This is a genomic window from Indolivaga alginatilytica, assembly GCF_003201355.1.
Lineage (GTDB): Bacteria > Bacteroidota > Bacteroidia > Bacteroidales > Dysgonomonadaceae > Dysgonomonas_A > Dysgonomonas_A alginatilytica.
Genome location: NZ_QICL01000026.1, coordinates 1 through 19,380, shown reverse-complemented (window position 1 = coordinate 19,380; position 19,380 = coordinate 1). Strand labels below are relative to the sequence as shown.

The window sequence follows — 19,380 nt, the reverse complement described above, 5'->3', positions numbered from 1 at the left end:
CGAAAAAAATGGCAGCATATTCAATCAACAAAGGAATCGGCAAACCCGCAGAATTCTACGGACTAAAATCTCAGTACCTGTTCATCTTCGCCGGAGGCTTGTTATCCGTCTTTATCGTATTTGTGATTATGTATATGATCGGCATCAGTCAGGCGGTCTGTATCGTTTTCGGCATCGTTACCGCCGGCACACTCGTTTGGGGAACATTTTACCTGAACGACAAATACGGAGAATACGGATTGATGAAAGTACAGTCCCTAGCCAATCACCCTAAATACATTATCAGCCGGCTACGCATCGAACGGTTATTCCAAACAAAAAGAAAGGAAGTCAACCCATGAGAAATACAGCCAAAGCAGCAACACTGGAGAGTAAGTTTCCGCTATTGACGGTCGAACACGATTGCATCCTGAGTAAAGACGCAGACCTGTCGGTTGCTTATCGTGTGGACTTGCCCGAGTTGTTTACCGTTACATCGGGAGAGTATGAAGCCATGCACGCCTCGTGGCTCAAAGCTATCAAAGTATTGCCTAACTACTCTATAGTGCATCGCCAGGACTGGTTTATCGAAGAAAACTACAAACCGGAGTTAGATAAAGAGGATATGAGCTTTTTATCACGTTCGTTTGAACGTCATTTCAATGAGCGTCCGTTTTTGAACCATACTTCTTACCTGTTCATAACTAAAACGACCAAAGACAGAGCCAGACAGCAAAGCAATTTCAATGCTCTGACTCGTGGATTTATGGTACCCAAGGAAATGCAGGATAAGGAAGCGGCTTTGAAGTTTCTCGAATCAGCGGATCAGTTCGAACGCATTATCAATGACAGCGGATTTATCAAACTCACCCGTATCACCACCGATGAAATAGTGGGTACTGAAAAAGAAGCGGGTATCGTTGAAAAGTATTTCTCCCTTTCGCAACAAGATACCACTTGCCTGCAAGATATTACCCTCGGTGCAGGCGAAATGAAGATCGGGGACAAATATCTGTGTTTGCATACACTTTCGGATACTGAAGACTTACCGGGAAAAGTAGCCACAGATACCCGTTACGAACGTTTGTCGACTGACCGGAGCGATTGTCGCTTGTCCTTTGCCGCTCCCATAGGTGTGCTTTTATCCTGTAACCACATGGTTAATCAGTATCTTTTTATTGATGACCATTCGGAAAACTTAAAGAAGTTTGAAAAACAGGCACGTAACATGCACTCACTTTCCCGTTACAGCCGATCGAACCAGATCAACAAAGCCTGGATAGAAGAATACCTGAACGAAGCTCATAGTTTCGGATTAACCTCTATCCGTAGCCATTGCAATGTGATGGCATGGGCAGAGGATAAAGAGGAACTCAAACGGATTAAAAACGATGTGGGTAGTCAATTGGCATTAATGGAATGCAAGCCGAGGCACAACACAGTGGATACGCCAACCTTGTTTTGGGCAGGCATTCCGGGTAATGCAGGCGATTTTCCCAGTGAGGAAAGTTATTACACCTTTATCGAACAGGCTTTGTGTTTCTTTATCGGAGAAACCAACTACAAATCTTCGCCATCGCCTTTCGGTATCAAGATGGTGGATCGGGTAACGGGAAAACCGCTTCATGTGGATATATCGGATTTACCCATGAAGAAAGGGATTATTACCAACCGGAATAAGTTCGTGTTAGGACCTTCGGGTAGCGGGAAATCCTTTTTTATGAACCACCTTGTCCGCCAGTATTGGGAACAGGGAACGCATGTGGTTCTTGTCGATACGGGAAACTCGTATCAGGGCTTGTGTGAAATGATCCATAACAAAACGAAAGGATTAGACGGTATCTATTTTACGTATACTGAAGAAAAACCGATTTCTTTTAATCCGTTCTATACAGATGACAATCAGTTTGATGTCGAGAAAAAGGACAGTCTCAAAACCTTACTGTTGACGCTATGGAAAAGTGATGATGATAAGATTACGAAAACAGAATCGGGAGAATTGGGAAGTGCCGTTAATGAATATATTCAGAGACTAAAAGCGGACAACACTATCAGACCATGCTTCAATACCTTTTACGAGTTTATGCGTGACGATTATAAAGATGAGTTGGAAAATAGAAAAATCAGAGTCGAAAAAAACGATTTTAATATCGACAATTTTCTGACCACGCTCAAACAGTACTATCAAGGTGGACGGTATGATTTTTTATTGAACTCCGATCAGAATATAGATTTGTTATCCAAGCGGTTTATTGTCTTTGAGATAGATCAGATAAAGGAAAATAAAGAACTTTTCCCTGTGGTAACGATTATCATTATGGAGGCATTTATCAATAAGTTACGCCGTCTCAAAGGTATCCGAAAACAATTGATTGTGGAAGAGGCATGGAAGGCTCTTTCTTCGCCCAATATGGCTGAGTATCTTCAATATATGTACAAAACCGTTCGGAAATACTTCGGTGAAGCTATTGTGGTAACGCAAGAGGTAGACGATATTATTTCATCCTCCATTGTCAAAGAGGCTATTATCAATAACTCGGATTGTAAGATACTACTCGACCAGCGAAAGTATATGAATAAGTTCGATTCGATACAGGCTTTGTTAGGACTGACAGATAAGGAGAAGGCACAAATTCTGTCTATTAATATGTCGAATAACCCGAGTCGGCTATACAAAGAAGTGTGGATCGGCTTAGGTGGTATGCAATCGGCTGTGTATGCCACAGAAGTTTCGATGGAAGAATATCTATGTTACACCACCGAAGAGACTGAGAAACTGGAAGTGATGCAGCTGGCTAAGAAGCTGGATGGGAATATTGAAATGGCGATAAAGCAACTAGCTGAGAAGAAAAGGAAGCCCTCCTAAATCCTCCCCAAGGGAGGACTATAGAATCACTCAGAATTTATTAAATAACAAATAAAACGTATGAAAAAGATCATATTAACATATGCTCTAATGACCGCCTTTTGCCTTTGTTCAAGGGTATCACAGGCACAATTCTACTCGGTAAACACCAATATCCCTGCACTGGCGACTACCACCCTGAACATGGAATTAAGCATGACGCTGAACCGAAAAGTCTCCGTTCATCTGCCTGTCTATTACAATCCCTTTGTGTTTTCCGGCAATAGGAAAATACAGAATTTCACGGTCATGCCGGGAGTCAGGTATTGGCTGCTTGAATCCTATGTCAGCGGTTTTGTCGGAGTCAATACCATCGGTTCCAAGTATCATTTCACTTGGAAAGACTATCGGTATGAAGGCTTAGCCTTTGGAGCAGGTATCAGTGCAGGTTATGCGTATCTGCTTTCTCCCCGATGGAACTTGGAACTGGAGGGCGGTATCGGACTTGTCTGGGCGGATTACACCAAATACAGGTGTGAAGAGTGCGGTAAAAAAGTCGGGGATGAAAACCGCTGGTATGCTATTCCTAATAAGATTGCCCTTTCACTGGTCTATTTATTTTAAAACTGCTGCCCTATGAAAAAGATACTATTCTATATCCTATGTGCAGTTCTGCTTTATTCTTGCGGGGTGAAACGTGTCGATGGTGACACACGGGCAAATATCAGTTTGCCTGTGCAACCTGAAACTCCAAAGCAACAAAAAGCAGCAAAGCAAACAGTTATCGAAATGAAAGACCATTTGGGTAATGTAACCACTTATGTGCAAACCGAAAGGGACAAGAAAGGTAAACAGCAACTATCGGTTCAACTCAATGAAGTGACCGTTACGGCAAAGCTCAAATCCGTACCCGAACGATTCGGAAAAGTGGACATCGACTTTATAGTCTCCGTACCTGAAGTATTAATTGATAAGTACTGGCAGTTAAACCTAACACCTCTGTTGATTAAGAAAGACGAGCATATCCCTTTTGACGACTTAGTTATTACAGGTGTGGAGTTTGACAAAGAACGGATGAAAGGATATACTAAGTATGCCAAGTACTTATCAGGTATTGTACCCGACAGCCTTTTTAATGACCGCTTTGTGAACATGAGAAAGTATTATAAATACCTATCCGATTATGAGAAGTCGGAACTCAGGCGTGTAAACAAAGACTCGATGGACTATGTGAAGTATAAACGGTACATCGACCGATTGAACACCCGTTACGAAATCTTCAACCGTAAGATGTATAACAGCAGGGCGTGGCTTGCCAAACAATTGGGTTTTGAAGATATCAAAGAACGCTACGAGGTTTTTCATCGGGATACTACTTATGTCAGCCGATTTTACAATAAACGCTATGAGCAATTGGTAAACCTCATTCCTCAGTTTCACTTACTCAGAGAGGTTACCGATTCGACAATTATCAGCAAATACAGAAAAGAGAAGTACAGGTATGAGTTCGTAAATAGTTACCGATTCCTTACCTCTGCTGATTCTACTGTGCTTCTAACGAAGTTTTACCGCAACAAGCAAATCGAACGCAACGACAAGCTGATCGCAGAAAAAGAGCTGATGTTTGCCAAGCTGGTCAAATTTCCGAAGAACCTGAACGCACGGCTGGATACGGTCATATTCAATAAAGGCAAATTTGAGTACTACTACCATCAGGAGATCGCAACGGATGAAGATACCAAGCGGATGCGGTTGTATATGGACGGTACGGCTCAGACGATACGGGGAGAGAGTTATTTGTTACCCACTTCGGATACCTTGATTTATTCGGTTTCGTCTATGATTCAATTCCTAGATATGTCGCCCCGCTATATGCGAAAAATCATCGAACGTAAAGCCAGTTCTTCCCTGAAAGCCTATATCACATTTAAAGTCGGGAAATCGGATCTGGATTTAAACCTCGATAATAATCGGATTGAGATCGACAAAGTGCAGGAAATGGTAGAAGCTTTGACCGAGACAGGTGAATTTGTGATGGACAGTATCTCATTGGTAGCAAGTAGTTCGCCCGAAGGTTCGTATCGTTCCAATCTTTTACTCTCGAAATCACGAGCGGAATCCATTAAGAAATTCCTATTGACTTCGCTCTCTGACATTGAGGGTATCGACAAAATGTTATTTGCACGACCTAAAGGCGAAGATTGGGAATCGCTGAGCCACCTGATTCGGGATTCTACCGATATCCTGAATCAGCAAGCGATACTGGATATTATCGGGGATAACACTGATCCAGACAAAAAGGAGATTGAAATCAGGAATCGTTATCCCGAAGATTACAATCAAATCCGAAATGAATTGTACCCGAAATTACGAGCCGTAGATTTTACATTTCATATACACCGAAAGGGAATGATAAAAGATACGATTCATACCACTGAACCCGATCTGATGTATGCGGATGCCATCCAGTTGATGGAGAAACGTAAATACTCTCTGGCTCTACAAATACTCTCAGATTACAATGACTGGAATACAGGGATTTGTTTGATGTCATTGGGTTACGATCAGGGAGCGTACACTATTTTTCTGAATGAAAAAGAAAGTGCCGACTGCGAATATTTGTTGGCAATACTGGCTTCCCGATTGGGTAAGGAGGACGAAGCGGTAAAGCGTTTCCTCCATGCCTGTGAACTGGATGCTACTAAACGCTGGCGGGGTGCTTTAGATCCTGAGATCAACAAGCTGATTAAAGCTTACGGCTTACACCAAGAGGATGAAGATGTCGAATAATTTTTAAAACTGAAAATCAATGAAAAAGAGAATGAAAATAACCTGTATAATCCTTTGTGGATTGCTTCTGATTCATAGTTGCAGTATGATCGACTTCTCGGAGGATTGCACTTATACCGGAAATGTTGAAGTCAGGTTCGACTGGTCGAATTTGTCGGAAGGAGACAAAGTACCCGAATGGATGGATACGAGGTTTTATACTCCCGCTTTGCCTGTCCGATCCTTTATGTTACGTGGAGATACGCTCTTAACCGAAATTGTAACAGGACATTATCAGGTTCTTGCCTATAATCCTATTAAAGGAATCGATTTTATAGGATTGGATAATATTGAAACAGCAATAGCACAACCTCCTATCAGTGAGAAAGACGGAAAACTCTATACGGTGCAAGCTCCTTTGTTGTATGCCGCTAAAACGGATATTCAGGTTCAGCCATACACTTCGACTGTTTGTGAATTAATCCCTAAATCCTGTATACGTCAGCTTTTTGTGAATTTCATTGTCATCAATGAAGGATTTGCAGAGGTAGAAAATATTTCGGGAGAATTAAGCGGTGTGGCAACGGGATACAGCTTTGCTGAAATGGAAGCGATACGCTCTACGGCAATTCTGCCTTTTTCCTCTATCAAGTTATCCAACGGGAATTTCTTATCCAACCTGCGTGTATTCGGTTTAAATCCTTCACAGGAAGGGCAAAGTGAAATCCAAAAGGAAATGTACCTCTCCCTGCAATTATCGGATGGGAGGATATTCAATGACATCTTGGATTTAACAGGGCTGTTTAGCGATTTTACTGCGGCATCCATGTACCTGACACTGGAGATCAGATTAACAGCAATGGGAATGAAAATCTCGATTACCGACTGGTATACCATCGATCAGGGAATTATCGAACTATAATCAACTGATAACTCGTGACTTTATATAATGCATGATATAAAAGTCTGAATTATAAACTAATCCAATTTTAAACAATTTAAATTTTAAAGTTATGAAAAAATTATTTTTTATGGCGGTACTGGCTGCCTGTGTATTTACTTTCAGCAGTTGCAACAACGATGAACTGCCCGATTCTCAGGTTAAAACGGATGGAACGGAGTTAAAAATCCGTACCGATATTGCGGCGATAAATGTTGCAGGAACTCGTGCCACACCTGTCTCTGAATTTTCAAACAGTTCGAATCTCGGTTTATTCGTGACATCGGGTACTTTGGATAATATGTACGATTCTTTTGCTGCCAATGCCAATGTACGTTCAGTTTTCTTAAACGGAGTATGGAATCAAACCCCTGTGGTTAGGCTTACGAATGAAAACGCCACGGTTTATGCGTATTACCCGTACAGCAGCCTTAACACTGACGGTAAGGCGATATCGGTAGATCATGGAACGCAACAGGATTATATGTATGGCACACATACAATCGGACAGGCTGTAATTAATAAAAACAATCCGACGGTAAACCTGACCATGAAGCATGCAATGGCTATGGTGCAATTTAATATCTGTAAATCCAATTATCCGTGGGAAGGCAGGTTAACTAAGATTGAAATCGCAAACTCTGTTTCAAAAACAGTCATTTACAGTGAAGGTACTTTGGACATTTCAACAGGTATTATCAAAAATACAGCGGGTAAAAATTATGCGGCAACTATTCAGACCTATTCAGATATCTATCCGCTTCTGACCATTTCAGAGAAGCTTTTGAGTGATGAAGCGGATTACCTGAAACTATTTGTTTTACCTGTTGCTACAACAGGTGCTGAGGGCGATGTGGTATTCAAATTTACTATCGATGATCGTATTTACTCGTGGAAAGTTCCAGCTAATACAAAATGGAGTTCAGGAACAAAAAATACCTATACGGTAACAATAACAGGATCAGCTCTCACTATCGGAGACGTTAAAATAACTGATTGGACGGGTGGTGTCGTCGGAAATGTCGGCTTGGCAGACTAAAGTAAAATTAAAAAAGTAAAGAGCATATTCTTTTATGCTCTTTACTTGATTTTTCTTCTTGATTTTGAAAAATGAATATTATGACAAAATTAATGAACATACAATTAATTGTAATGTGTATAATCTGCTTGTTTTGTTGCTCTTGTCAAAACGAACAATTGGAAGATACCGACACAAAACCTCTTACTGCGTGTGAAGTAAGGTTTAGCCTGGCTGCTCCCGGCTCTTCAAAATTAAAATCAACCGACACCTATTTTGATGTGGGTGACCGAATCGGTATTTATGTAGTAGAAACTTCGGAAGGTCAAAGCCCAGGGCTTACTGAATCAGGTAATTATGCTCACAATAAGGAATTCATCTTCAACGGGTCAACATTAGAAGCAGCTAGTGAAGAAGACAAAATCTTTTTTCCTGCGGGTAAAGCATTGGAATTTTACGCATACTACCCTTTTAATAAAGATTTAGAAAATCCTCATTCTTTACATCATAAAGTTTCAGCGTATCAGGATAACTTAAATGAGTATATGCTAAGTGACTTTCTTATTGCAAAAAACGTGACCGGTAAAAGTAACGAAACGGTATACCTAGTATTTGAACATAAAATGGCACTTATTGAGTTTAATGTCAGCGTTGATATTGAAAATGAGGTAAGAAGTGTCAAGATGCTTAACCCAAAAATGATAAGCCTTTTTAATTTAATGAGCGGAGATACTATAAGCGTCCTTGATTTTGAAAGAAAAGATATCAGCATGCACTTATGGGGTGGCTGGGGGAGTAAGACTATTAAATTTAGGGCATTAGTTCCAAGTCAAACCATTAAAAAGGATGATCTTCTATTTGAAATTGAAATGGATAATGGCATACGAAAGTATAAGGCTTTAAAGGAAGTCAATCTTGTTGCGGGAGAAAAAAACATCTTCGATTTTTCCTTGCAATATAAAATTGAAACTTTTGCAACAGGTAATGGATATGTTAGCGAAGGCGGGATATATAATTATGGTCAAAATGTGCAATTAGTCGCTACTCCATTTCCCGGATTTAAGTTTGAAGGCTGGTTTGAAAAAAATATATCTGTCTGCGATCATGAATACTATAACTTCAATGTTGATAATGACCGAAAACTGGAAGCACGCTTTTCAAATGAACAATATTATAAGGTTGTAGTTTTTGCGACTCAGGGTGGCGTGGCTTATACTCTCAAAGGTGATCGCTATAAACATGGAGAAAGATGCATATTTATAGCTGAGCCGAATACCTGGTGGAAATTCATCGGTTGGTTCTATAAAGACGGCAATCAAATAGCATTTCCTAATCCTGTTTTTGAACTACCGATCACATCGGATATGCAGCTCGAAGCTCGATTTATGTATTTACATCCGTCTAAGTAAATTACTTGACAATTAAAAACACAGTACTATTTTCTAAAAAGTTCTCCGGGCATAGAGAACACAAGTAATCAGAATTATTTATCTAAAACTTTAGCAATATGAAAACAAGAATTTTCATGTTGTGTATAAGCCTTACGCTTATCGCAACGCAAATCAAGGCTCAATGGGCTGTTTTTGACCCGAGTAATTTAGCTCAGGGTATAGTTAATACGACTCGTCAGGTGGTACAGACGACAACGACCGCAACAAATATGGTCAATAATTTCAAGGAGGTTCAAAAGGTTTATAATCAAGGCAAAGAGTACTACGATGCACTCAAAGCTGTCAATAATTTAGTAAAAGATGCCCGTAAAGTGCAACGCACGATCCTGATGGTAGGCGAAATCTCGGATATCTATGTCATCAGTTTTCAAAAGATGATGTCCGACCCCAACTACTCGATCGAGGAACTCAATGCCATCGCTTCGGGATATGCCCGATTGTTGGAACAAAGCAACGATGTGCTGAACGAACTCAGAGGAGTGGTCAATATCAGCACGCTGTCTCTTTCGGATAAGGAACGGCTGGATATTGTGGATAAGTCCTACGAATCCATGCTCAACTACCGCAACCTGGTACAGTATTATACCAATAAGAACATCGGTATATCTTATCTCAGAGCTAAGAAGAAAGGCGAAACGGCACGGGTTACGGCTTTGTATGGGAATCCGAGTGAGCGTTACTGGTAAAACTTTCAATTAGCAAATGTAAAAATTAGCAAATATGAAAATGTGCCAATTTACCAACAATGGTGTAAAGCGAAGCTATCATTTGCTAATTTTCAAATTAACTCATTTTCAAATTAAAAAAAGAATATGAATTTCGATCAATTTCACGAAACATTACGGACACTCTACGAACAGATGATGCCACTATGTGGTAACATGATCGGTGTATCCAAAGGGATTGCAGGTCTGGGAGCCTTATTTTATGTGGCTTTTCGGGTTTGGCAGTCCTTAGCCCGTGCCGAACCTATCGATGTGTTCCCTCTTCTACGTCCTTTTGCCATTGGTTTGTGTATCATGTTCTTTCCGACTGTTGTTCTGGGAACGATTAACAGCATTATGAGTCCTGTAGTGCAGGGTACACATGGAATGTTGGAATCCGAAACCTTCGATATGCAAAGATATGCCGAGCAGAAAGACAGGCTGGAGTATGAAGCCCTGCGGCGTAATCCCGAAACAGCTTATCTGGTAGACAATGCTGTCTTTGAGGCACAACTTGATGAACTGGGAATTACCGATGCGGGGCAGATAGCGGGAATGTATATCGAACGGGGATTATACAATGCCAAGAAAGCAATTCAGGAAGCATTCAGGGATATACTGGAACTGATTTTCAAGGCGGCGGCTTTGGTTATCGATGTGATACGAACTTTCTTTCTGATTGTTCTTTCCATTCTCGGACCATTGGCGTTTGCCATATCGGTATGGGATGGGTTTCAGTCAACACTTACTCAATGGATAACCAGATATATTTCGGTCTATCTGTGGTTGCCTGTATCGGACTTGTTCAGTACGATTATCGCACGCTTACAGTCGCTGATGTTGCAGGCGGACATAGAGCGGATGCAGGCCGATCCGAATTTCTCGCTGGACAGTTCAGATGCAATTTATATTGTGTTTCTCATTATCGGCATCATCGGCTATTTCACGATTCCGACTGTTGCAGGCTGGATTATTCAAGCAGGAGGCATGGGCAATATGGGTAAGAACATCAATAATACAGCTACTAAAGCAGGTGCTGTCGCAGGAGGGGCTGCGGGTGCTGCCGCAGGGAATATCGGCGGACGATTGTTGGGGAAATAACTAGCTCCAACCACCGGAGAACATAATATGAAACATCAGAATTATTGGGATAGAACTACCAAGCAGTAAGATCAGGCAATTTATCAATAGTGGCTTTCTGACTTCTTTATTGAGAAAAGCAGCAAAGAGACTAAAGAAGATTAGCATAAAGCTTAGTATGGGAGTCAGAAAACATGAATAAGTGAAAAAGTACATCAAGAATTGTAATGTATCTGCAAAAATGAATGCAAGTATAATGGCAAACATATTGACAGAAATGCTTGTGATAGAGAACCAAAAACCAAGTCTGATAAATTCTTTCATAATTAACGATAGTAATACAAATGTAATAATAAATCTATGGAATTTAAATCATTAAAAAATATCGAATCGAGCTTTAAGCAAATCCGTCTGTTCGGGATTGTCTTTCTATGCTTGTGTGCTGCCATAACAGGGTACTCCATGTGGAGTGCCTATGATTTTGCGGAGGCTCAACGGCAAAAGATCTATGTACTGGATGGTGGAAAGTCGCTTATGCTGGCTTTATCTCAAGACCTGTCGCAAAACAGACCTGTGGAAGCCCGGGAACATATCAAGCGGTTTCATGAACTGTTCTTTACGCTCTCTCCCGATAAATTAGCCATTGAAAGCAATATAGAGCGAGCATTGTTGCTGTCGGATCGCAGTGCTTTCAACTACTATAAGGATTTATCGGAGAAAGGTTACTACAATCGTATAATTTCGGGAAACATCAATCAAACTATTCTGGTAGATAGCGTTATCTGCAATTTCGATGTGTACCCATACGATGTGGCAACCTACTCCAGACAAATGATCATCCGGGAAAGTAATATCACTGAACGCAGTCTTATTACACACTCCAAACTCTTGAACTCCGTCAGATCCGATAACAATCCGCATGGATTTACGATTGAAGGTTTTGAAATTAAGGAGAATAAGGATATACGGGTTCTTAACCGATAGCCCCTCTTGATCTCCCCAAAGGGGAGAAAAGAGTAAACCTCGAGAAATAAAATCAAATTTATTACTCATAACGAAAGAATTATGAAAGAGAGAATCAAAGAACTGGGTTATTGGTTTGAAGACAGGCTCAAAGACCTGTGCGGAGAAATTACTCCCGATAAACGGTTGACTGTTATTCTGATTATGCTTCTGATTTTCACCCTCGGCAATCTGTATTTTACCATCAGTTCCATTTATAACTGGGGCAGGGAATCAGAGAGACAGGAGCAATTGAAAATAGAACATATCCGAAATTTAGATTTAAAACGGAAAGACTTGATTGATTCGGATTTGACAATACCGGATATCAATAATGCTTCTGATAGTATTAATCAACAAAACAATTACGATTATGGACGAACAAACGAAAGATAATACACTCATAAAACAGAAACTGAAAAAGTACACTGTTTTTGTCTTAATGGCAATTATCTGTGTAGGCTCCCTTTGGCTGATCTTTAAACCGTCAGCATCCGATAAAGCCAAAGAACAGGTGGGTATGGGCTTCAACTCGGATATACCCGATCCGAAAGCAAACGGTATCATCGGAGACAAGAAAGATGCCTATGAGCAGGAGCAGATGCAGCAGAAACAAAAAGACAGGATGCAGTCGTTAGAGGGATATGCCGACATCTTGGGAGCGGAAGCCAATAATAAAGCTGTCAGCATTTCATTAGCCGATGAACCTGAAAGAAATACCGCAACATCGGGGAAAGAGCAGAAAAATCAAAAAGCTCCTATCAACAATTCGGTAGCTGCCTATCAGGACATCAACAAGACACTCGGTAATTTCTATGAAAAACCGAAAGATGATCCTGAGAAAGCTGAATTGAAAAAGAGACTGGATGAATTGGAAGCGAAGCAAAATGAAAAAAACGATAAGCAATCGGCTATGGACGAACAACTCGCATTGATGGAGAAATCCTATCAACTGGCAGCTAAGTATATGCCGCAGAGACAGAATCAGGGAGAGCCGTTTCAAGACCAACCTATGAGTACAGGTAATGAAAGCCTGAGTAAGAAGATTGTCAAAGGAACTTCCAATAATTCGAATAATGGTAAAACAAAGATTAGCCCTGTGCGTCAGCTTCAACAGCAAACGGTATCGGCATTGGCTCAGAATATCAGCAATGAAGAATTATTTGTACAATACGACCAGGCACGCAATGTCGGATTTAATACCATGGATGCCAGAATGGGAGTCTCTGAAAAGAATACCATCTCCGCCATTGTCGATAATGACCAAACGGTTGTTGACGGGCAAAGTGTCCGGCTTCGTTTGACTGAACCTTTGATGGCAGGCAGTACTATTATTCCTGAGAATACGATTATTACGGGCATGGCGCAGATCCAAGGCGAACGGCTGGATATTCTGATTTCCAATATGGAGCATCAGGGGACAATTATTCCTGTGGAAATGACGGTTTTTGATTCGGACGGGCAAAAGGGTATTTACATTCCGGGGTCTCTGGAAATGAATGCTGTCAAAGAGATTGCTGCCAATATGGGCAGTAGTGCAGGTACAAGTTTTACGATGACGCAGAGTGCGAGCCAGCAGATTGCATCCGACCTGACCAAAGGTGTTATTCAGGGAGCTTCGGCTTATATGCAGAAGAAGATCAAACAGATTAAAGTTACGCTAAAGGCGGGGTATAAGATAATGCTGATGCCGAAAGCAAATTAATTAGCAGATTAGCAAATGTGCCAATTAAATAAATCAATGAACAACAAGTCTTTAATTCAACTAAAATTTCAATTCAAATGAAAAAATATCTAATTCTATTCGCATTGATTATCGGAACTGTTTCGATAGATGCACAAACAGAAGATTCTACAAATGAACTTCTTCAAGAAGAATTGCAGCAAGTTCTTAAACCGTCATCGGGAGATTATTATGAAGGGTTATCCAAGAAAATAACCTTCGACCGAATGATTCCGCCTTATGGCTTGGAGGTAACTTTTGAGAAAACAGTGCATGTTATTTTTCCTTCTGCCATCAGGTATGTCGATCTGGGTTCGAATACTATTGTAGCAGGCAAAGCCGGAACTTCGGAGAATGTAATCCGGATAAAGGCTGCTATTCGAAACTTTGAGACGGAGACCAATATGGCGGTTATTACCGAAGAAGGTAGCTATTATACTTTCAATATCAAGTATGCGGATGAACCCGAGAAACTAAATGTGGAGATGAAGGATTTTATGCACGATGGTATAGCCATTAATAAACCGAATAATTCGATGGAGATTTATCTCAAAGAATTGGGAAGTGAATCGCCCCGCCTGGTTTACCTGATTAACCGTTCCATTTATCAGAACGATAAGCGATTGGTAAAGCATATCGGGAGTAAGCGTTTTGGTGTTCAATACTTACTCAAAGGTATTTATACGCATAACGGCTTACTGTATCTGCATACACAGATAAAGAACGCATCGAATGTGCCTTTCGATATAGATTTTGTGCGAATTAAAATAGTGGATAAGAAAATGAGCAAACAGACTGCCATACAGGAGACGGTTATCTATCCGCTGAGAGCTTATAATTTCGTTTCTCAGGTTGGTGGCAATAAGGCTGAACAAACCGTCTTTACAATTGATAAGATTACCATTCCCGATGACAAGCAACTGCTGATCGAACTTTTTGAAAAGAACGGTGGACGAAATCAGTCTTTTGTGATTGAAAATGAAGATTTGATTCGTGCTAGAGTAATTAACGAGCTAAAGATCAAGTAAGATGAAACAAATCTATCTGAGTATAACACTGTGCCTTGTCCTTGTCGGGCAGGCTCAGGCTCAACGATGCTTACCGGGACAGAGAGGCATACAGGTAACTGTCGGAGCAGTGGATGGCTTCAATCTGAAAAAAGGAGACAAGCAGGCTTTTTGTTTGGGTATTGCTCATTCTACTTACACTAAAGGAGGTAATCGGTGGGTATTCGGAGCAGAGTATCTGCAAAAACAGCATTTGTATCGGGATATATTGATCCCTGTTTCGCAGATAACAGGGGAAGGGGGATATTACAAACAGGTCTTATCCGATCCCTCAAAAACAGTAGCCTTTTCGGTAGGTGCTTCGGCGGTTGCTGGCTACGAGACTATCAATTGGGGGAAACAGCTTTTATTCGATGGAGCAACAATTGAAAGTAAAGATAATGCGATCTATGGTGGTGCAGTGTCTTTTGAGGTGGAGACGTATATCACGGATAGGCTTGTATTGCTGGCAAACGTCAGGGAACGGGTCTTGTTCGGTTCTTCGATTAGTAAATTCCATACGCAAATAAACGTTGGAGTCAGAATATTTATAAATTAAAAGCATAAAACAAACATGAAGAAATTTGCATCTTATTTAATCTACGCGATACTGATTGCCTGTATCGCATGTGCCTGTTCTAGCGATATTGATATTCGCCAAGATTATAAATTCAAGGTTACTCACTTGCCTGTTCCCAAAAAGGTAAAGAAAGGGGAAACAATTGAGATTCGCTGTCAGTTGGAGCGTTCGGGCAGGTTTGATCAGGCGAGGTACAGTTTTCGGTTTTTCCAATTCGATGGGGTTGGTGAGCTGAAAATGGATAATGAAGTGGTTCTCCTGCCCAATGATTATTATGATCTGACTGAGGAGACGTTTCGATTGTATTATACATCTCTGAGTAGTGATGCCCAAAGTTTGGATGTATATTTCTTCGATAAGGCAGGCAATAACTACACGCTTCAGTTCTCGTTTAATCCGGATAATTCAACGGAGGGTGAGCCATGATGACACTGTTTGTTATTTCGTATATTTCCACTTGGGGTAGTATTATTTACTCGTATCTGACTGCAAAAAATGATGTCGAGTTGTGGGACAAAAAAGTTGAATGAAATTATTTAAGACAGGCTATTCCTTATCGGGATAGCCTGTTGAGGTTTCTATTTGCTTTTTTGTTTCTCTAAAATTGAAATAACCAATATGATAATTATTGACATCATTTTTAGAATAATATTTGATATGGCTGTTTCATTCTTTAAGACAATAATAAATTCAATGAATGAATAGCAAATTTGTAATAATAGAATAGTATTATAAAATCTATTTGCTTTTTTCAATAATTTTTTTTCTCTTTTTTTATTCTTTTTAGTCATGGCTTCACGTATTTAAAAATTAAAATTTTCAATACGCTACTGCCACAGCTCAAATGTAAGTTCAGAATGATAAAAATTAAAGGACAAAACAGTATCTTTGTATAATAATTAATACAATTTAATGATAATACTATGATTAAAAATACTTTAGAAAAATTAAAACCGATATCTATTAGAGTCCCTAAAAATTTGAGAGAGGACTTAGTGAAATATTCCCAGAAAAATAGGAGAAGCCTAAGTTCTTATTGCCGAATTTTGATTGAGGATAATTATAGTAATTTTGGCAAGAAACACAGATATGATAAGTTACTTTATAAAGATGAAATATTTGTACCTTTATCTTTTACTATAACAGAAACATTAAAACAAAAACTCATTAATCATATAATATCATTTGGAAGATATCATTATAATAGAGTTTTCTTCTCTGACTTTATAAGAAAAGTTCTTTCAGATTCATCAAAAGAATAAAATACAATATGACACCATCTGAAAAATATGTATCTGAATTGTGTGAAAAATCTTTTCTCCCATTTTGGAGCTATCTAAGTCCATTAGGAAAAAATAATAAAGAATTATGTGACGTATTATTAATTTGTGAAAATGATATTGTAATTATTTCCATAAAGGATATTAAAGTTTCAGATCATCCAGACCCATCGGTTCAATATAATCGTTGGCATAGCAAAGCAATAGATGGATCATTAAGTCAAATATACGGAGCTGAAAGATTTATAGAAAGTGTAGAAGAGATTACTCTCAATAATAGAATAACTAAAATAAAGCTACCCGAAAAAAAGGATCGAGTAATTTTTCGGGTAGCTGTAGCTTTCGGAAGTAAAAAGGATTTTCCATTAAATACTGGAGATTTTGGTAATGGATATGTCCATGTTTTTGACGAAGATTCAACTTTCACAGTCATAAATGAATTGGATACATTTCCAGATTTTATAAACTATTTAAAAGCTAAAGAACAATTCACCAAGGGTAAAATTGTAAAAGTTCCTAAGGAAGTTGATTTCTTAGCCCTATATATAAAAACTTCTCTTGAATTTGATTATACTCCCGATACAATAATAATAGACGAAGGTTTGTGGAATGAATATACCAAGTCTGACGAATATATTAAATGGAAAAAAGATATAAAACCAAGCTATATTTGGGATGAAATAATAACAACCCTTTATAAATTGCATATCGAAGGAAAAGCCAACTCTGAAAAACATTCTGAACTTGAAATTGCAACTAGAGCTATAAACTTAGAATCAAGGATGAATAGGATAGAATTAGGCATAGTTCTAGAAGATATGCTAAAAAGGAATATTAGAGCAAGGATGTTAAAAGAACAGCCTCATACAAATCATACATATGTACTACTCCGTGCTGATAAAAAAAATTGGGAATCAAAGGAAAGCGAATTGCAACTAAGATGTTTTATAGCTAAAAAAGATAATCCAAACGTTACTAAAATAATCGGTTTGACTTTTGGAATAGATGAGAATGGAAATGATATGTTTGATTTAGCTTATTTTTATCTTCCAGAACTTAATGAAGAAGCAAAACGTAGAATTGAAATAGTACAACAAGAATTGGGATATTTTACAAATCCACAAATAAGCCGTAGTAAAAATATGAGATAAATAGAATTATCTAAAATATAACTAAATGGAGTGTTGAACTATAACTCAATTTAGCTATGAACACATTGCCTAAATTTAGGACAATGTGTTTTTCTTTTTTGGAAACATTGTCCGAAAAAAGGACAACTTCACATGAAAAAAGACGACAAAGGTCGTGTTCTTGTCCTTTTTTGAAGAATCTTTTTGCTAATTATCAATAAGTTACTAAAAATCAAACTATTATACATTTAAATATTTTTCAGCAAAGCATTAAATAATAAGTAGTTATGAATTTTTATTTACATAAAAATAAGTGTTGTTTTTTGTCCTTTGACAATTAAAATTCTTTTCTGACTTTCGCAGGGCGAGGCAGGGCTTTCGATTTCATTTTTTTATTGAATAATTATGTCTAAGAAGAAACGAAATCGTAGTAAAAAAGGCTGTACGCATCGCAAAAATCTAAAGAAGGACTTTGGTTAGTATTATATTGAATCTTATTAAAGCATCAATAATAGACCTTATTAAAGAAGGAATAAAGGAAATAATAAAACTATTTCTATTCTTCATTTTTTATTTGTTGTTTCAAATACTTTTTTAAAACAGGAAAAGAGAATCTGGTTTTTTGCTTCTTTTTCTTCCGCATCAGGCTCACCGAAAAAAGAAGCGGCGGAAATTTCTCTCCGCCGTTACCTTGTTATTTTTCTGCATTTTCAGTTAGCCATACGTCTCGCTTCTGTCAGCATTCTTCGAGTGATTTACCAATGCAGGTAAACAATTTGTCATCTGGGTGGCGATAATCATATTGGTAGTATAGTGTTCCCCGAAATGCACCTGCGATAAAGGTTGTGTAATTCTCTTTACCTTTTGCACAAACGGAACAGCCGTTGCTGTTGATTGATTTTGTTGTTTTCATATTATGGTCTATTTAATTGATTTATGCTGCTAATCGTTCCTGAATCTGAGATATATTGCTCTCTACAAGGTTGATAATTTGACTGTGGTATTCGGTACATTTATTACATTTCCCTCTGCTTTGAATAACTCGCAATTGAGATAACGAGAGTTCAATGGTTTCAATCTTTTTCCCATCGATGCAAGCCGTTAGAATAAGTGAATCGGCTTTTGAGTGATAGCTTGCCACGCAGTGCTTCATGGCTCTACCCTCAGCTACAATCTCAGCTACGCTTTCAAGTACACGGACGCTGATAAGTCCATCCGAAAACATCAGTCCGAAAAACTTCTCCTTGGCTTGTCTGTAATCGGCTTCTTTCTCCAATTGCTTTTCGATTGCCAAACGTGCATTCGCTTTTGCTTTCTTGATCACATAGCGGTCGTGTTCGGCTTTTAAGTCGGTGGGGCATACATATTTTGCATTATGCAGGTCTTTTCCAAAAAAGCGAAGCATATCTACATAATCGCACCACATAATCGCATCTTTAATTTTGTATCCGTTACGGATGCAAATGCGGATGGATTGGAAATAGTTGTCAATACTTAGTGTCCAACCGCTGTCCATGATTCGTTGGAGTAGCTTTTTATATCCTGCTTTTATCAAGGTTTCGGCTCTGCTGTCGGTTAGTAGGATACGAAATAGCTCTAAGGGCTTTTGTCTGTAAAATCTATTTTTATAGCCTGTTCTTTTGAGTTCAGGGATTAGCTTCTGACGTGGGTAAATTTCGCCTGTATTAATTCTGTCATAAACATTTATACAGAATTTATTATTGCGGTTTTCGTCCCGTAATTCCAATGGAGTATGAAATATCCATGAATCATAGTAGCACGTTCCCATCGTTTGGCGAAGCCGTGCAAATGTGGCGTGTTTGCCATTGGGGG

The 19,380-nt window shown here is 39.0% G+C and carries 20 protein-coding genes; 17 read left to right on the top strand and 3 right to left on the bottom strand.

The features are described 5' to 3' along the window. The first annotated feature begins 8 nt into the window (after window positions 1–8). The 9 genes from CLV62_RS16585 (at window position 9) to traJ (ending at window position 10,807) form a co-directional block, all read left to right on the top strand. The gene (locus CLV62_RS16585) at window positions 9–341 is read left to right on the top strand and encodes a DUF4133 domain-containing protein (RefSeq protein ID WP_110311897.1); all 333 of its coding nucleotides are present in this window, start codon (window positions 9–11) and stop codon (window positions 339–341) included. Continuing rightward, the gene (locus CLV62_RS16580) at window positions 338–2,845 is read left to right on the top strand and encodes a TraG family conjugative transposon ATPase (protein WP_110311896.1); all 2,508 of its coding nucleotides are present in this window, start codon (window positions 338–340) and stop codon (window positions 2,843–2,845) included. Before CLV62_RS16585 ends, CLV62_RS16580 begins: the two co-directional genes overlap by 4 nt. A 60-nt stretch (window positions 2,846–2,905) precedes the next feature. Beyond that, entirely contained in the window at window positions 2,906–3,448 is a 543-nt protein-coding gene (locus CLV62_RS16575) for a DUF3575 domain-containing protein (RefSeq protein WP_317048088.1), read from the top strand. A gap of 12 nt (window positions 3,449–3,460) precedes the next feature. After that, entirely contained in the window at window positions 3,461–5,614 is a 2,154-nt protein-coding gene (locus tag CLV62_RS16570) for an OmpA family protein (protein WP_110311895.1), read from the top strand. A gap of 19 nt (window positions 5,615–5,633) precedes the next feature. Continuing rightward, window positions 5,634–6,515: a DUF5119 domain-containing protein gene (locus CLV62_RS16565; RefSeq protein WP_110311894.1), complete on the top strand. Its 882-nt coding sequence runs from the start codon at window positions 5,634–5,636 to the stop codon at window positions 6,513–6,515. Between the two features lie 91 nt (window positions 6,516–6,606). Next, entirely contained in the window at window positions 6,607–7,572 is a 966-nt protein-coding gene (locus CLV62_RS16560) for a fimbrillin family protein (RefSeq protein WP_110311893.1), read from the top strand. An 80-nt stretch (window positions 7,573–7,652) separates the two neighbouring features. Continuing rightward, complete coding sequence (locus tag CLV62_RS16555) at window positions 7,653–8,960, top strand: fimbrillin family protein (protein ID WP_170120085.1); 1,308 nt, start codon at window positions 7,653–7,655, stop codon at window positions 8,958–8,960. A 98-nt stretch (window positions 8,961–9,058) separates the two neighbouring features. Next, the gene (locus tag CLV62_RS16550; RefSeq protein ID WP_110311891.1) at window positions 9,059–9,688 is read left to right on the top strand and encodes a DUF4141 domain-containing protein; all 630 of its coding nucleotides are present in this window, start codon (window positions 9,059–9,061) and stop codon (window positions 9,686–9,688) included. 126 nt (window positions 9,689–9,814) lie between these two features. Then, complete coding sequence (gene traJ / locus CLV62_RS16545) at window positions 9,815–10,807, top strand: conjugative transposon protein TraJ (RefSeq protein ID WP_110311890.1); 993 nt, start codon at window positions 9,815–9,817, stop codon at window positions 10,805–10,807. On the opposite strand, the gene CLV62_RS16540 is transcribed toward traJ, so the two are convergent. Further along, on the bottom strand, window positions 10,808–11,110 hold the full coding sequence (locus tag CLV62_RS16540) for a hypothetical protein (protein ID WP_110311889.1): 303 nt from the start codon (window positions 11,108–11,110) through the stop codon (window positions 10,808–10,810). Window positions 11,111–11,146: 36 nt separating this feature from the next. Between CLV62_RS16540 and traK the strand changes: the two genes are divergently transcribed. From traK to CLV62_RS16495, 8 genes are all read left to right on the top strand, one after another. Continuing rightward, a complete protein-coding gene (gene traK, locus CLV62_RS16535) occupies window positions 11,147–11,770 on the top strand; it encodes a conjugative transposon protein TraK (RefSeq protein WP_110311888.1) in 624 nt (207 codons plus the stop codon). 81 nt (window positions 11,771–11,851) lie between these two features. Then, complete coding sequence (locus CLV62_RS16530) at window positions 11,852–12,184, top strand: TraL conjugative transposon family protein (protein ID WP_110311887.1); 333 nt, start codon at window positions 11,852–11,854, stop codon at window positions 12,182–12,184. Beyond that, window positions 12,162–13,493 carry a conjugative transposon protein TraM gene (gene traM, locus CLV62_RS16525; RefSeq protein WP_110311886.1) on the top strand — a complete coding sequence of 444 codons (1,332 nt, stop codon included), beginning with the start codon at window positions 12,162–12,164 and terminating at the stop codon, window positions 13,491–13,493. Before CLV62_RS16530 ends, traM begins: the two co-directional genes overlap by 23 nt. A gap of 77 nt (window positions 13,494–13,570) precedes the next feature. Beyond that, window positions 13,571–14,539: a conjugative transposon protein TraN gene (gene traN, locus CLV62_RS16520; protein ID WP_110311885.1), complete on the top strand. Its 969-nt coding sequence runs from the start codon at window positions 13,571–13,573 to the stop codon at window positions 14,537–14,539. A gap of 1 nt (window position 14,540) precedes the next feature. Then, a complete protein-coding gene (locus CLV62_RS16515) occupies window positions 14,541–15,116 on the top strand; it encodes a conjugal transfer protein TraO (protein ID WP_110311884.1) in 576 nt (191 codons plus the stop codon). A 15-nt stretch (window positions 15,117–15,131) separates the two neighbouring features. Then, on the top strand, window positions 15,132–15,563 hold the full coding sequence (locus CLV62_RS16510; protein WP_110311883.1) for a DUF3872 domain-containing protein: 432 nt from the start codon (window positions 15,132–15,134) through the stop codon (window positions 15,561–15,563). A gap of 497 nt (window positions 15,564–16,060) precedes the next feature. Then, window positions 16,061–16,399 (top strand): hypothetical protein, encoded by a 339-nt coding sequence (locus CLV62_RS16500; RefSeq protein ID WP_110311881.1) that lies wholly within the window; start codon window positions 16,061–16,063, stop codon window positions 16,397–16,399. Window positions 16,400–16,407: 8 nt separating this feature from the next. After that, complete coding sequence (locus CLV62_RS16495; RefSeq protein WP_110311880.1) at window positions 16,408–17,568, top strand: hypothetical protein; 1,161 nt, start codon at window positions 16,408–16,410, stop codon at window positions 17,566–17,568. 715 nt (window positions 17,569–18,283) lie between these two features. On the opposite strand, the gene CLV62_RS16490 is transcribed toward CLV62_RS16495, so the two are convergent. Together CLV62_RS16490 and CLV62_RS16485 are read right to left on the bottom strand one after the other, a co-directional pair. Next, window positions 18,284–18,460 (bottom strand): DUF3873 family protein, encoded by a 177-nt coding sequence (locus CLV62_RS16490; RefSeq protein WP_110311879.1) that lies wholly within the window; start codon window positions 18,458–18,460, stop codon window positions 18,284–18,286. 21 nt (window positions 18,461–18,481) lie between these two features. Further along, on the bottom strand, window positions 18,482–19,380 hold an 899-nt coding region (locus tag CLV62_RS16485), incomplete at its 5' end, for a PcfJ domain-containing protein (protein ID WP_110311878.1).

Excerpts from the sequence above, each read along its gene's own strand:
- CLV62_RS16585 (WP_110311897.1), top strand. The coding sequence starts at position 9 with ATGGCAGCATATTCAATCAACAAAGGAATCGGCAAACCCGCAGAATTC.
- CLV62_RS16580 (WP_110311896.1), top strand. The coding sequence starts at position 338 with ATGAGAAATACAGCCAAAGCAGCAACACTGGAGAGTAAGTTTCCGCTA.
- CLV62_RS16575 (WP_317048088.1), top strand. The coding sequence starts at position 2,906 with ATGAAAAAGATCATATTAACATATGCTCTAATGACCGCCTTTTGCCTT.
- CLV62_RS16570 (WP_110311895.1), top strand. The coding sequence starts at position 3,461 with ATGAAAAAGATACTATTCTATATCCTATGTGCAGTTCTGCTTTATTCT.
- CLV62_RS16565 (WP_110311894.1), top strand. The coding sequence starts at position 5,634 with ATGAAAAAGAGAATGAAAATAACCTGTATAATCCTTTGTGGATTGCTT.
- CLV62_RS16560 (WP_110311893.1), top strand. The coding sequence starts at position 6,607 with ATGAAAAAATTATTTTTTATGGCGGTACTGGCTGCCTGTGTATTTACT.
- CLV62_RS16555 (WP_170120085.1), top strand. The coding sequence starts at position 7,653 with ATGACAAAATTAATGAACATACAATTAATTGTAATGTGTATAATCTGC.
- CLV62_RS16550 (WP_110311891.1), top strand. The coding sequence starts at position 9,059 with ATGAAAACAAGAATTTTCATGTTGTGTATAAGCCTTACGCTTATCGCA.
- traJ (WP_110311890.1), top strand. The coding sequence starts at position 9,815 with ATGAATTTCGATCAATTTCACGAAACATTACGGACACTCTACGAACAG.
- CLV62_RS16540 (WP_110311889.1), bottom strand. The coding sequence starts at position 11,110 with ATGAAAGAATTTATCAGACTTGGTTTTTGGTTCTCTATCACAAGCATT.
- traK (WP_110311888.1), top strand. The coding sequence starts at position 11,147 with ATGGAATTTAAATCATTAAAAAATATCGAATCGAGCTTTAAGCAAATC.
- CLV62_RS16530 (WP_110311887.1), top strand. The coding sequence starts at position 11,852 with ATGAAAGAGAGAATCAAAGAACTGGGTTATTGGTTTGAAGACAGGCTC.
- traM (WP_110311886.1), top strand. The coding sequence starts at position 12,162 with ATGGACGAACAAACGAAAGATAATACACTCATAAAACAGAAACTGAAA.
- traN (WP_110311885.1), top strand. The coding sequence starts at position 13,571 with ATGAAAAAATATCTAATTCTATTCGCATTGATTATCGGAACTGTTTCG.
- CLV62_RS16515 (WP_110311884.1), top strand. The coding sequence starts at position 14,541 with ATGAAACAAATCTATCTGAGTATAACACTGTGCCTTGTCCTTGTCGGG.
- CLV62_RS16510 (WP_110311883.1), top strand. The coding sequence starts at position 15,132 with ATGAAGAAATTTGCATCTTATTTAATCTACGCGATACTGATTGCCTGT.
- CLV62_RS16500 (WP_110311881.1), top strand. The coding sequence starts at position 16,061 with ATGATTAAAAATACTTTAGAAAAATTAAAACCGATATCTATTAGAGTC.
- CLV62_RS16495 (WP_110311880.1), top strand. The coding sequence starts at position 16,408 with ATGACACCATCTGAAAAATATGTATCTGAATTGTGTGAAAAATCTTTT.
- CLV62_RS16490 (WP_110311879.1), bottom strand. The coding sequence starts at position 18,460 with ATGAAAACAACAAAATCAATCAACAGCAACGGCTGTTCCGTTTGTGCA.